9 protein-coding genes are annotated in these 13377 nt (G+C 49.5%); 8 read left to right on the forward strand and 1 reads right to left on the reverse strand.

Going from position 1 to position 13377, the window contains the following annotated elements; translation table 11 throughout:
* The first annotated feature begins 21 nt into the window (after positions 1–21).
* From DWZ61_RS07255 to DWZ61_RS07270, 4 genes are read left to right on the forward strand one after another with little or no spacing between them, the layout of a single operon-like run.
* Positions 22–1893: a DUF6044 family protein gene (locus tag DWZ61_RS07255; protein ID WP_118537920.1), complete on the forward strand. Its 1872-nt coding sequence runs from the start codon at positions 22–24 to the stop codon at positions 1891–1893.
* Between the two features lie 22 nt (positions 1894–1915).
* Positions 1916–3688, forward strand: coding sequence for a hypothetical protein (locus DWZ61_RS07260; RefSeq protein WP_118537921.1), 1773 nt, complete (start codon positions 1916–1918; stop codon positions 3686–3688).
* Positions 3689–3726: 38 nt separating this feature from the next.
* Positions 3727–4794, forward strand: a complete 1068-nt coding sequence (locus tag DWZ61_RS07265; RefSeq protein ID WP_118537922.1) for a DUF6077 domain-containing protein — start codon at positions 3727–3729, stop codon at positions 4792–4794.
* Positions 4795–4812: 18 nt separating this feature from the next.
* Positions 4813–5580 (forward strand): hypothetical protein, encoded by a 768-nt coding sequence (locus tag DWZ61_RS07270; protein ID WP_118537923.1) that lies wholly within the window; start codon positions 4813–4815, stop codon positions 5578–5580.
* Between the two features lie 74 nt (positions 5581–5654).
* On the opposite strand, the gene DWZ61_RS07275 is transcribed toward DWZ61_RS07270, so the two are convergent.
* A complete protein-coding gene (locus DWZ61_RS07275; RefSeq protein ID WP_022312210.1) occupies positions 5655–6881 on the reverse strand; it encodes an SGNH/GDSL hydrolase family protein in 1227 nt (408 codons plus the stop codon).
* Between the two features lie 207 nt (positions 6882–7088).
* Here DWZ61_RS07275 and DWZ61_RS07280 point away from each other — a divergent pair, with 207 nt between their 5' ends.
* The 4 genes from DWZ61_RS07280 to DWZ61_RS07295 all read left to right on the forward strand — a co-directional run bounded on the left by DWZ61_RS07280 (position 7089) and on the right by DWZ61_RS07295 (position 13362).
* Positions 7089–9719: a GH25 family lysozyme gene (locus DWZ61_RS07280; RefSeq protein WP_118537924.1), complete on the forward strand. Its 2631-nt coding sequence runs from the start codon at positions 7089–7091 to the stop codon at positions 9717–9719.
* A gap of 308 nt (positions 9720–10027) precedes the next feature.
* A complete protein-coding gene (gene rfbB / locus DWZ61_RS07285) occupies positions 10028–11113 on the forward strand; it encodes a dTDP-glucose 4,6-dehydratase (protein WP_118502337.1) in 1086 nt (361 codons plus the stop codon).
* Between the two features lie 97 nt (positions 11114–11210).
* A complete protein-coding gene (gene rfbA / locus DWZ61_RS07290; protein ID WP_118502335.1) occupies positions 11211–12080 on the forward strand; it encodes a glucose-1-phosphate thymidylyltransferase RfbA in 870 nt (289 codons plus the stop codon).
* Positions 12070–13362 carry a glycoside hydrolase family 25 protein gene (locus tag DWZ61_RS07295; protein WP_118537925.1) on the forward strand — a complete coding sequence of 431 codons (1293 nt, stop codon included), beginning with the start codon at positions 12070–12072 and terminating at the stop codon, positions 13360–13362. The genes rfbA and DWZ61_RS07295 overlap by 11 nt, the downstream gene beginning before the upstream one ends.
* Positions 13363–13377 lie beyond the last annotated feature (15 nt).

Here is a 13377-nt window from a genome sequence, read left to right on the forward strand (position 1 = left end):
GAAACGTGGGAAGGAGGAACCATGACGAAGATGACAACAAAAGTGAAAACGCAGAAATCAGAAAAAGTCTGGTTCTTTCTGGGAGCGTTGGCAGTATTTTTTATGGGAGTTCCGTATCTTGTATTAGGGAAGGACTCTGTGTTCGTGTATCACGATCAGCTGGACGGTGAGGTGATCGCCTATCTTCTGCAGGCAAGACATCTGTGGGATGGCAGCGGTGTATTGCCGGAATTCATGAACGGTGCAGCAAAAACAGCGCTTACCATGCCGGCCCCCGCCTGTGTGCTGTTATACCGGTGGCTGCCTGCGGAACTGGCACTGGCCTGTATGCAGGTGGCTGGCAGCTTTGCCGGATATCTGGGAATGTTCTGCCTGCTTGGATGGGCCGGAGAAACATCGGAAACACTGCGGAGAAGAAAAGGACTTGTCGGTTTCATAGCCATGCTGACCGGATGTATGTATGCGTATCTGCCGTTTTTGCCGGTGTACGGGCTGTCCCAGTATGGATTGCCGCTGTTAATGTATTGTGTACTGCGACTGGGGGAAAAGGACAGACCGAAGAATTTTCGGATTCTCTGTTATTTTTATGTACTGCTTTTCGGATGTAATTCTTCCCTGGTGTTATCCGGTTTTGCTGTGCTGGGAATCTGGGCGGTATGGGAGATCGTCACACTGGTGGACAAAAGGAAACAGTTCTCCGCCGGACAGGCTGCAGCCTGGGGGATTTTGCTGCTTACGTATATCGTTGAGAACGGTTCGTTATTGCTTCAGCTGTCCGGGGGACAGGGAGAAGAGATTTCTCACAAATCGGAATATCTGCTCAGCCCGGTGGACTTTTTCAGTCAGTTGAAAACAAACCTCCTGCAGGGAGGACAGCACAGTGTGGATTATCATGGACTGATCCTCGTGGTGCTGTTGATGACAACAGTTGTTTTATTTTTTCTAAATCGGGCAACGAAGAAGGACATAGCGGATAAAAAGAATGTACCTGAGGGCGGAGAAAAACGGTTATGGAAAGCCGTGGGCCTGTCACTGGCCGTTATTGCAGGCTTTGCGGCAGTGGCCGCACTGTGGGACAGCAGTATCGGAATCGCTATCCGTTCCAGTCTGGGTGCTCTGAAGGGCTTTCAGGCCAACAGAGTCCTGTGGCTGAGTCCCTGCCTGTGGTATTTTATTCTGGGGTGCAGCCTGTTATTGCTGACGGAACAGCTCCCGGAAAGAGACACAGGAGTGGAGAAAACAGGGAACGGACGCAGGAACGGTGTGATCCCGGGGATCATCGTAATGGCCGCAATGCTTCTTACCGTGGCAACAGCCGGGAAGATTTTGCTGGAGAGCAATCTGAAGCCCAATCTGCAAAAACTGGTGAACCGGAATTATGCAGCCATGAGCTTCCGGGATTATTATGCCGTGGATGTGCTGGATCAGGTACAGGAGTACCTGCGGGAGAATACCGGGGAAGAACCACAGGATTACCGGGTCGTAAGTCTGGGGATCGATCCCGCTGCGGCATTGTATCATGGATTTTACTGTCTGGACGGCTATTCAAATAACTATTCTCTGGAGTACAAGCACCGTTTCCGGGAGATCATTGCACCGGAGCTGGACAAGAGTGAATATCTGGAAGACAGCTTTGACCATTGGGGGAATCGTTGCTATTTGTTCAGCGCGGAATGCCCCGGCTATTATACGATCGAAAAAGGCGGCTTTTATTTTCAGGACTATACGATCGATGCGGAAAGTCTGAGGCAGCTGGGCGGAAGCTATCTGTTGTCGGCAGCCTATATCGATCACAGTGAGGATACCGGTCTGGAACTGATGAGGCCGGAGGCCTTTGAGACAGAGAACAGCTATTACCGCATTTATCTCTATCGGGTAATGGATAATGAATAATAACGGAGATGGGAAGATTCCTATGATTGGACAGGAAAAACGGGATAAATGGAAAAAAATCCTGCCGGAACTGCTGGCAGTTATATTGTGCCTGGTATTGATGGGTGCGGGAGTCAGCCGGAAGGAAGGCTATCACATGGACGAACTTCTGAGCTTTGAACTGGCAAATGCCAGGTATAATCCCTGGATCGTACCTACCCAGCCGGAAGGGCGTCTGGCCAAATTCGTGAACGAAGAGATCGAGGGGGACAGTGCGGGAGAGGCTCTGGAGAATCTGAAAAATACAGTAACAGATGTGCTTAGGAACCGGGAAAACAGCAAACTGTTGTCTTATAAAGCAGATGTCTATGAGGAACCGGTCTGGATCACGGACCGACAGTTTCAGGATTATGTTACGGTGGATCAGAAAGATGCCTTTGATTACCTGTCGGTTTATTTTAATGTAAAAGATGACAATCATCCGCCGGTACATTTTATGCTGTTGCATACCATGAGTTCTGTCTTTCGGGGAACATTGTCACCGTGGCTTGGATGCAGCATCAATCTGGTCTGTCTGGGAATTACATTGTGGCTTTTACTGCGGCTGGGGAGACAGCTGGCAGATGTGTTTTCCATGGAAGGAAAGGGAAGACAGCTGGGAATCCTGGCGGTGCTTCTCTATGGAATGAGTACCGGAGCACTGGGTACGGTGCTGCTGATCCGTATGTATGGGCTGCTTTCCTGTCTGTGTGTCGCCCTGTTTTCCATCCATGTGGAAAAATGGAAGAATAACGGGTTTGACAAGAAAAACAAGGGTCTTATCGCTATTACGGTGCTGGGTTTCCTGACACAGTATTTTTTCCTGTTTTACTGCCTTCTGCTGGCGGCGGTTACCGCAGTGATCCTGCTGTACCGGCACAGGAACAAAGAATTATGGTGCTATATCCGGTCCATGGTGATCGCTGCAGTGATCGGACTGGTATTGTTCCCTTTTGCAATTTCGGATGTGTTCTCCAGCGGAAGAGGGACGGAAGCTCTCGGCAATCTGGCCTCCGGATTTGCCGGTTACGGACAGAGACTGGCTGCATTTGGCAGAATTCTGGCGGATCGGACAGTGGGAGCGCCTCTTCTGACCGGCGGATGTGCCGCCGGCGCAATCCTGCTTCTGGGAAAGCTGTATCTGAGATTCCGGGCCGGGAAACAGGAACAGAAAGGTGAAAATTCCGGAAGAGATGCGGCCTGGATGCTGATGGTGCCGGTGGCCGGATATTTTCTGCTGGCATCCCGCATGTCACCGTATCTGGTGGACCGCTATATTATGCCTTTGTTTCCGTTTGTGGCATTGTTGCTTGCTTTGTTATTGTGCCTCCTTGGAAAAAAACTGACAGAGATCTCCGGATGGAAAGAACAGATCGTGGGAGGCATGCTGGTGCTGTTGCTCGTGGTGGTACAGGGGCTGCGGCTTGCGGCCTATGATGGGGAATACCTCTATCAGGGATATGCCAGACAGGAAGCATTGGCGGAAGAATATGAGGAGTTCCCATGCATCTGCGTTTATGCGGGAGTGGGCTATTATGAGAACCTGCCGGAATTTATGCGTTACACCAAAACTTTGCTGGTAACGGCAGAGGAACTGAAGGAACGTAAGGATACGGAATCCGTGGAGGCACTGGACCGGGTGATCGTATTGATCAAACCGGGTGTGGATAAAGAAGCAACAGTGTCTGTGCTCCGGGATAAGTATGGTTATACGTCGGAGGAACTTCTGCTTTCGGAAGGCGTGCACGGAGATATGATATATATGTTTTCCAGATAAGGAATGAAATGATAAGAAGACAGAAATGAGGTTGAAACATGATCGCAGTTCGTTTGCTGTGGCTTGCCGTTCTGCTGGTAGCGATACCGGCATGGGTGGGAAATTGTTTTTTAAATGTGGATAAACCCTGTAGAAATCCGGTATTTCTGTGGATTAGCGGTCAGATGCTGCTATGGGCGGGATTTCAGGTGATCTGTGTGCCGGTGATCCTGTTGGAAGGCCGTATGTGGATGGTGACCGTAGCTTATTGCGGCTACATCCTGGTGCTGCTGGCAGCGGCAACGGTCCGGTATTTCCGGCAGTCCCGTACTCTGCGGGCAGTCCGGGAAGCAAAGCCGGAGAAAGCAGAGATTATTTTGTGGGTGTTGGCTGGTGTGCTTTTGCTGGTGCAGCTGGTATTGGCAGTGCTGATGGTCTACGGTGATGGTGACGATGCCTATTATGTGGCAATCTCCGCAGCGGCAGAGGAATCCGGCAGGATGTATCAGAAGATCCCTTATACGGGAATGCATACGGAACTGGATGTGAGACACGGGCTGGCACCTTTTCCCATCTGGATCGCATGGCTGGCCCAGATGACCGGCATCACTACGGTGATCGTGGCGAAGACTCTGGTGCCGGTCGCTCTGATCTCCATGACTTACGGAGTATTCTATCTTCTGGGAAGCAGGGTATTATTCGCAGGAGAGGGCGCATACCGGAAGAAATGGGCGTTGCCTGCATTTTTACTCTGTACGGAAGTGTTGGTGCTTTTCGGAGATTATTCTTATTATACTGTAGAGAATTTTATGATTGCCAGGAGCAGACAGGGGAAGGCTGCATTGGGAAGTATCCTGATCCCCATGATATTTTTCCTGCTGCTGACACTGCTTCGAAAAATACAGGAAGAACAGAAGATCACTGTCGGTTTCTGGGTGCTGTTGGGATCTGTGATGACGGCCTGCTGTCTGGCCAGTACCATGGGAGCATTGCTGGCATGCATGCTGGTGGGAACGGCCGGGCTCTGTGGTGCGGTCAGTTACAGAAAATGGAAACTCATACTGCCATTGATCGGCTGTTGTATTCCCTGCATTGTGTATGCCGGAATGTATTTGCTGTTGGGATGATAGGACCGGAGGAGAAGAATGGATGCTTTAAAGCTGTTTCAGGAATATATGGGGACCGGACTGATCGTTCTGTGGTTCCTGGTGAGTCTGCTGTATCTGTGGCTCACAGAGAAAAGAAAATATATCCGGGTGATGTTTCTTTATGTGCCGTTAGTATTGCTGCTTGTCTTTTTTAATCCGCTGGTGGCGAAGATCGTCTCTCAGATGGCGGATGGGGAAATCTATTACCGGATCCTGTGGTTGTTGCCTGTGACACCGGTGATTGCTTTCGGTACGGTGCAGCTTTGTGGAAAACTCGGCGGTAGAAAAAGATATGTGGGGATAACGTTGGCTATTGTGCTGTTTACGATATCCGGCAGTCTGATCTACAGGAATCCCAATTTTCAGAAGGCGGAAAATGCGTATCATGTACCCCAGAGCGTTGTGGATATCTGTGATACCATTGAGGTTCCGGGCAGAGAAGTCATGGCGGCATTCCCGGGAGAACTGCTGCAGTATGTGAGACAGTATTCCAATGTGATTTGTATGCCCTACGGCCGGGACATTATGGTGAGCAAGTGGACGGTGCAGAATGATCTTTATGATGTTATGGAGCAGGAGGTCATTGATGCACAGGAGCTGGCAGAACTGGCCAGAGAAGAGGCCTGTGCCTATGTGATCCTGTCGGAAGATAAAAAACTGGTGGGGAAGATGCAGGATCAGGAATTTGAAGAATTCGGAAGAATGCACGGATATGTGATCTACAAAGATTCCACAGTGGATCTGTATTACTTTATGAAGGAATGAGATTTCAGGGAAAAACAAGTGGCTCCCGGAGCAGCAAAGTAACTGGCTGCTTCGGGAGCCTTTTTTGACCGGAATTATTTTTCCTGGGATGCATAATCCTTGGAATAGTAATTCAGGAAGTATTCAAAACGTTTGGCGATGAGCTTACGTCCTTTTACATTCAGGTGCAGATTGTCGACAAGATATTCATCGGCATTGTCTTCGGTAATGCTGCCGTACAGGTTATCCATGAAGGATACGCTGTGGATATTGGCGGAGTAACATTCCTTGATCACATAAGTGGATAAGACATCACGGCCGTTGTAAATATACATATCGGAGCTTACATAGTCGCCGTTCTCATCCACAGCATATGCATAGGTCGGAGACATAACGATAATGCGGATCTGGGGGTAATAGTTCTGCAATACTTCAATGCTGGCCTCCAGATTGCCGGTAAACTGCGTGGGATCCGTGGGATTCTCATCACTGTACATGGCATTGCCGGACAGATAATCGGTAGCATCATACATAATGGCAACGGTGTCGATCGTGTTGAAATCCAGAGTTTTCAGTGTGTTGATTACTTCCTCTGCTTCGGCCGGTGTCTTGTCGCCCAGAGCATTGGCTGCATCGGTGTAGTAGCCATCCAGAGGAACCCCAACGGCCAGGTTCACCAGCCAGTAGAGACAGTAAGCATCCATGGGGGCAACGGTGGGGTCGTAGTTTAACTGCTGTGCAGCAAGGTAACTTCCGCTGATGGAACAGTTATAAACGGTGGTATCGGTCTCTTTGGCGATCAGATTGGCCAGATTGTCGGAAGAGTCCCTGTCATCTGCGAAGGGAGCATTTCCGAAGACAACGATATTGGAAGCATCATTAATGATCATCTGACCGTTTTCGTCGGTCAGGGGAAGGATGGAATCCCAACTGTCGTCGTAGGAACCCTGTCCGTCCTTGAAGATGTCGGACTGGCTGATCCTCTGTCCCCAGTGTGTGACGCGGTATCCTACCACGCCGACAACAATAAGAAGCACGAGAGCAAACAGTACGTGAAAATTCAGAAAGCGCCGGATACCGGCAGGGGCCGCAGACTCTTCGCCCTCAGGGATTTCTTCATCGGCATCTACGTAAAGGTCTTCTATGTCGTCATCGGAATCGGTATGGAAATTGTGCACAGAACCGGAACGAGTATTCCCGGAATGGAAATTACCAGAATCTGTGTCTTGCATTGTGTCGTTTTCCAGATCTACAATCTCAATATCCGGCATGTCATTCACAGAAGATGCGTGGATATTATGGTTGTTATTGTTTCGTTTCATGTATTCTCTCCGTTTCAGGTAATTCAATAATGTAGTGGTAAAAAGAGTTATATTGATTTTACTATTATACGAAAAGAAAGTCCATAATATTAGAAAGATTTAAGAAATTCTGAAGAAATGGGTGAATGCCTTGATGTGGGGAAAATACAATGCTATAATGTTACGGAATTGTTACACCGAGAATTATGAGCAGAAGGGATAGATCAGATGAAAAAATTATTTAACCATACAAAACGTCCGGACCGTAACTGGGAAGAAGACGTACAGGATGGTTACGATTGGGACGAGGAAGAATATACCGGAGAAGACGACGGCGAGGAATACTATGCCGATGAGGAAGAGTACACCGGAGAAGAAGACGGCGAAGAGTACTATGCTGATGAGGAAGAGTACACCGGAGAAGACGACGGTGAGGAGTACTATGCTGATGAGGAAGAGTACACCGGAGAAGAAGACGGCGAGGAGTACTATGCTGATGAGGAAGAGTACACCGGAGAAGACGACGGTGAGGAGTACTACGCCGATGAGGAAGAGCACACCGGAGAAGAAGACGGTGAGGAGTACTATGCCGACGAGGATTACGAGGAAGAGCCGGCTCCCACGGGCAGGAGAAAGACCGGGGGCAAAAAGCAGGGCGGAATCGCTGTAATCTGGACAAAATTCCTGAACCTGAGTACCATGGACCGGATCATGGCAGCTACCGGAGTGGCGGTACTGATTCTGGCTATCGTGACCGGAAGTGTCTATGCCAGTGCCCGGGCAGTGGATGGACAGGTATCGGAGTTCGTCAGCGTGGGAACACAGCTGGACGGCATCCAGATGATCGGTGAGCAGGGACTTCTGGCAGTGGCAGACGCACAGATGGCAAAGATCGCGGCAGCCAATGCGGTAGAAGAAGATCCGGAAGAACAGAAGGAATATGAAGAGGCAGAGTACACCAACGGCGGTACGGTAGAACTGGAGCTGGTCTCTGTACAGAAGGATCTGAAGATCAAATTCAACAATAAAAAGACCGGCAAGCTGATCTCCAACGTACCCTTCAGCGTAACCATCACAGATCCCAACGGCAAGACCGAGACCTGGACTGATGACGATATGGACGGTATTATCTATAAAAAGGGTATTACGCCGGGGAATTATTCCGTAGCGGTAAACGCACTGACGGATGATAAATACAAGGACTATGTTCTGCCGACAGCAGCACAGAAAGTAGAAGTAAAGAAAGATATCGCCTATAAAAAGGTCGATGTCTCCAATGAGATCAAGAAAGAATCTGAGATCAATGCTGCAAAAGAGGATACACAGATCAAGGATACTACTGTAGAGTCCACACTGCAGGATACTGTGCAGTGGGTGGCAAGTACCGCAACTGCCAATACTTATAAAGAAGTATCCAAGGATACCATTACCAATCCGGAGACCGTAACGGTGGCTTACAGCGGTAAGTTCCTGCGGATGGCAGAAGTGTCTCCTACAGCAGGACCTACAGCAGAACCAACAGCGGAACCGACAGCAGAACCTACAAAAGAACCGACAGTATCCCCGACTGCAGAGCCCACAGTGGCTCCGACAGTAACCACGACTGCAGAGCCCACAGTGGCTCCGACAGTAACCCCGACGGCAACAGCAACTCCTACAGCGGCCCCTACGGCAACCCCGACAGCTGCCCCTACGGCAACTCCTACAGCGACCCCTACGGCAACCCCTACAGCGACTCCGGCGGCGACAATTACTCTGGATAAAACGGCAGTGACGACTTATCCGAAGGCAACGGATACAGTTACCGCAAAAGTCAGCGGAAGTGGAACCGTAAGTGCGGCTTCCAGTGATACCGGTATAGCAACTGTGGCTGTAAGCGGCAAGACCATTACTATCACCGGCGTGAAAGCGGGAAGTGCTACGGTAACGGTAACGTATACAGAAGGCAGCAACAAGGTGGAAGCCAAGTGCACAGTAACAGTAAAGGCTTCCAATGCGAGAGAAGATAAAACTACCAAGCTGAAAGACAAGAGCGGTGTACAGCTGTATGTACAGGATGGTGACAGCTATCGTGAAGCAGTCTATGCGGATTACTTTACTGCCTCTAAGTTCTTTATCAAAGGTGATGTGAAATACACCGGATGGCAGACACTGGACGGAAAGCTTTATTTCTTTACAGCGGATGGCAACAAGGTTACCGGAGAACAGGTCATTCAGGGCGCAAAATACAATTTTGCCAGTGACGGATCTCTGGTAGTTGGTTCCGGCACCATGGGAATCGATGTGTCCAAGTGGAATGGAAAAATTGACTGGAACGCCGTGAAGAATTCCGGTGTCAGCTACGTGATCATCCGTGTGGGTTATCGCGGTTCCTCTCAGGGAGCACTGATCGATGATCCTACCTTCAAGACCAACATCAAGGGAGCTACGGCAGCAGGACTGAAAGTGGGTGTATACTTCTTTACCCAGGCAGTGGATGAGGTCGAGGCAGTACAGGAAGCCTCCATGGTACTGGACCGTATCAGCGGTTACAAGATTTCCTATCCGGTATTCCTGGATGTGGAAGGAAGCGGCGGAAGAGGTGATAAGATCGATTCCGCTACCAGAACGGCAGTATGTAAGGCATTCTGCAATACCATTCAGAATGCAGGATACACCGCAGGTGTGTATGCCAACAAGACCTGGCTCAGCCAGAAGATGGATGCAAGTGCACTGAGTGGCTACAAGATCTGGCTGGCCCAGTATGCAGCAGCACCCACCTACACCGGACGCTATGATCTGTGGCAATACAAATCCACAGGAAAAGTCAGCGGCATCAGCGGCAATGTGGATCTGAACCTCAGCTACCTGGGATATTAAGATTTGCAATAAAGCCCAGACCGACTGCTTGCAGGCGAGGCTGGGACTTTATTAGCAAATCAAACACACATGAGCATGTAGGACGATAGTCCGGAATGCGAATGTGTGTCACGGGTCCGAGAGCACGAAGTGCGGAGGAGCCGTGTTAATACCCGGCGCTAAGAATGACGATAGTCCGGAATGCGAATGTGTGTCACGGATCCGAGAGCACGAAGTGCGAAGGAGCCGTGTTGATATCCTGCTTGTTTTATGGTAAAATACCCCTATCTATAACAAAAAATGTGCGCTGTGCGCAGAACGGAGAAAAAATGAGAACTTATCTGGTAACAGGAGGGGCCGGTTTTATCGGTTCCAACTATATTCATTACATGTTTAAAAAATACGATAATGAAATCCGTATCATCAACGTGGATGCACTGACCTATGCAGGCAATCTTGAGAATCTCAAGGACGTGGAGAAGCGTGAGAACTACACCTTTGTCAAGGCTAATATCTGTGACAAGGATGCCATCAGCAAAATTTTCGCAGAGAATGATATCGACCGTGTGGTACATTTTGCGGCAGAAAGCCATGTAGACAGAAGTATCCGCAACCCGGAGATCTTCGTACAGACCAATGTCCTGGGTACTGCAGTGATGCTGAACTGTGCCAAGGCAGCCTGGGAGCTTCCCGATGGCAGCTTCAAAGAAGGCAAGAAGTTCCTGCATGTATCTACAGATGAGGTCTACGGATCTCTTCCAGATGATGACAATGCATTCTTCTATGAGACCACTCCGTATGATCCCCACAGCCCTTACTCCGCAAGTAAGGCAAGCTCAGACATGCTGGTGAAGGCATATATGGATACCTATCATTTCCCTGCCAACATTACCAACTGCTCCAACAATTACGGCCCTTTCCAGTTCCCTGAGAAGCTGATCCCTCTGATCATCAATAATGCATTGCATGGCAAAAAGCTTCCGGTCTACGGTGACGGTAAGAACGTCCGTGACTGGCTGTATGTGGAAGACCATGCTAAGGCTATCGATATGGTACAGGAACAGGGAAGACTGTTCGAAACCTACAATGTGGGCGGACATAATGAGAAGCAGAATATCGAGATCATCCACATTATCATTGAGACTCTGCAGGAGATGCTTCCGGATTCCGATCCCCGCAAGGCGCATATTAACAACGACCTGATCACTTACGTGGAGGATCGTAAGGGACATGACAGAAGATATGCCATTGCACCGGACAAGATCAAGGCAGAGATCGGCTGGTATCCCGAGACCATGTTCAAGGAAGGCATCCGCAAGACCATCGCCTGGTACTTCGAGCATGAAGACTGGATGAATAATGTGACCAGCGGTGATTACCAGAAGTACTACAATGAGATGTACGAAGAAAAGTAAAGAATACCTGTTAAATGGGAACGATGAACGTCGTTCCCATTCGGTGTGTTAAAAAACAAGTAAAAAGAAGCCCGAAAAGGGCGGATCGGAGGACGAAATGAAAGGAATTATACTGGCGGGAGGTTCCGGAACCAGACTGTATCCCCTGACAAAAGCGATTTCCAAGCAGATCATGCCGGTGTACGATAAACCCATGATTTATTATCCCCTGTCAACACTGATGCTGGCAGATATCAGAGAGGTATTGATCATCTCCACCCCAAGAGACCTTCCGGTATTTCAGGAATTGCTGGGAGACGGCAGCCAGCTGGGCATGCGCCTGGAATATGCGGTGCAGGATCAGCCCCGCGGGCTGGCAGATGCCTTTATCATCGGTGCGGATTTCATCGGTAATGACAGAGTGGCACTGGTACTGGGAGATAATATTTTCTACGGACAGAGCTTTTCCGCAGTATTGCGCAGAGTAGCTGCCAGAGAAAAGGGCGCAACTATTTTCGGCTATTATGTGCGTGATCCCAGAGAATACGGTGTAGTGGAATTTGATGAGAACGGCAAGGCACTTTCCATCGAGGAGAAGCCGGAGCATCCCAAGAGCAATTATGCGGTTCCCGGACTGTATTTCTATGACAATGCTGTAGTGGAGATCGCAAAGAATGTAAAACCCTCTGCAAGAGGAGAGATCGAGATCACCAGCATCAACAACGAGTACCTGAACAGAGGCAGTTTACAGGTAGAGACACTGGGAAGAGGCTTTGCATGGCTGGATACCGGCAATCATGATGCCCTTCTGGATGCGGCAGATTTTGTGGCGGCTTTCCAGAAGAGACAGGGTCTGTACATTTCCTGTATTGAAGAGATCGCTTTCAAGCGAGGATTCATTGACAAAGAGCAGCTGCTTGCTCTTGCAGAGCCGCTGCTTAAGACGAACTACGGAAAATATCTGGTAGAGGTAGCAAATGGACTCTAAGCTGCGGAAAATGGCGATTCTGGCCTCCATGGCGGTGATCCTGCTGGTGGCACTGCTGGTCATGTATGTCAATAGGGAGCAGTTTACGGCAGCTTCCGGACCGCCGGCATCCGGCACTCAGAATGCCGGAGCGGGTGACAGTGCATCTCCGGCGGAAAATGGCGTTCAGGCAGAAGAGACGGTCTCACCGGATGGTCAGATCGGCAATGATCTGAAGGCATTTTTAAAAGATAATACGTTTTTTGATCAGGAAGTAAATCCAATTCTGGAAGCTGCAAAGGATAACAGCAACCGTCTGTCTCTGGTAGCCACCTCCATAGAAAAGGATCTGCGGATCCAGATCGTGGATAACGAAGGAATTCCGGTGACCGGTGAAAGCTTCTATGTGCGGCTGGATGGCCTGGGTGATTACAAGGATCTGGATCAGGACGGTATCATTTACATTGGAGATCTGGATTCCGGAGACTATTATATTGAGCTCCTTCCCATTGAGGGATATAAGGTTCCGGTCAGTGAGACAAGAGTTCACGTCAAGGATAAAGTGGAGTATCTGGCCATTGACGATATTTCCCTGTTGATCAAGACGGAGGATGAAGTGGATGCAGAAGCCGAGGACAGCGCCGTGGCAGATGCTCTGGCAGATGCGGACAAGACAGAGATCCAGAAGCTGCAGACCACGTCCGGTAATGCAAAGGTCGGTATCGATGTCTCCAAATGGAACAAGGAGATCGACTGGGATAAGGTGAAAAATGCAGGAGTGCAGTTTGCCATTATCCGTGCCGGATACCGCGGTTCGGTAACCGGAAGCCTGGTGGAAGATCCCATGTTCGTGACGAACATGAAGGGTGCACAGGCCGCAGGAATTCCGGTGGGCGTATACTTTTTCACCCAGGCTGTGGATGAGAAGGAAGCTGTGGAAGAGGCTTCCGCGGTGATCGAACTGATCCGGGATTACCGGCTGAACTATCCGGTATTTATCGATACCGAAGGTGCGGGCGGTAACGGCCGTGCGGACAATCTGGATGCTGAGACCAGAACACTGGTATGTGAAGCGTTCTGCAGGACCATAGAAAATGCCGGATACACGGCGGGTGTCTATGCCAGCCGTAACTGGTACAACAATAATCTGCAGACAGCAAGACTGGAAAACTATCATATCTGGCTGGCAGAGTATCGCAGTGTTCCGTTATATCAGGGATATTATAAGACCTGGCAGTATACCTCCAAGGGAAAAGTGGACGGCATCGAAGGTCGTGTGGACATGAATATCACCTACGAATAGTCAATAAAAATAAAG

The organism is Clostridium sp. AF34-10BH, assembly GCF_003478095.1.
Lineage (GTDB): Bacteria > Bacillota > Clostridia > Lachnospirales > Lachnospiraceae > Acetatifactor > Acetatifactor acetigignens.

What these genes read in the sequence shown, in the direction of transcription:
- DWZ61_RS07255 (WP_118537920.1), top strand. Translation starts at nt 22, where the DNA reads ATGACGAAGATGACAACAAAAGTGAAAACGCAGAAATCAGAAAAAGTC.
- DWZ61_RS07260 (WP_118537921.1), top strand. Translation starts at nt 1,916, where the DNA reads ATGATTGGACAGGAAAAACGGGATAAATGGAAAAAAATCCTGCCGGAA.
- DWZ61_RS07265 (WP_118537922.1), top strand. Translation starts at nt 3,727, where the DNA reads ATGATCGCAGTTCGTTTGCTGTGGCTTGCCGTTCTGCTGGTAGCGATA.
- DWZ61_RS07270 (WP_118537923.1), top strand. Translation starts at nt 4,813, where the DNA reads ATGGATGCTTTAAAGCTGTTTCAGGAATATATGGGGACCGGACTGATC.
- DWZ61_RS07275 (WP_022312210.1), bottom strand. Translation starts at nt 6,881, where the DNA reads ATGAAACGAAACAATAACAACCATAATATCCACGCATCTTCTGTGAAT.
- DWZ61_RS07280 (WP_118537924.1), top strand. Translation starts at nt 7,089, where the DNA reads ATGAAAAAATTATTTAACCATACAAAACGTCCGGACCGTAACTGGGAA.
- rfbB (WP_118502337.1), top strand. Translation starts at nt 10,028, where the DNA reads ATGAGAACTTATCTGGTAACAGGAGGGGCCGGTTTTATCGGTTCCAAC.
- rfbA (WP_118502335.1), top strand. Translation starts at nt 11,211, where the DNA reads ATGAAAGGAATTATACTGGCGGGAGGTTCCGGAACCAGACTGTATCCC.
- DWZ61_RS07295 (WP_118537925.1), top strand. Translation starts at nt 12,070, where the DNA reads ATGGACTCTAAGCTGCGGAAAATGGCGATTCTGGCCTCCATGGCGGTG.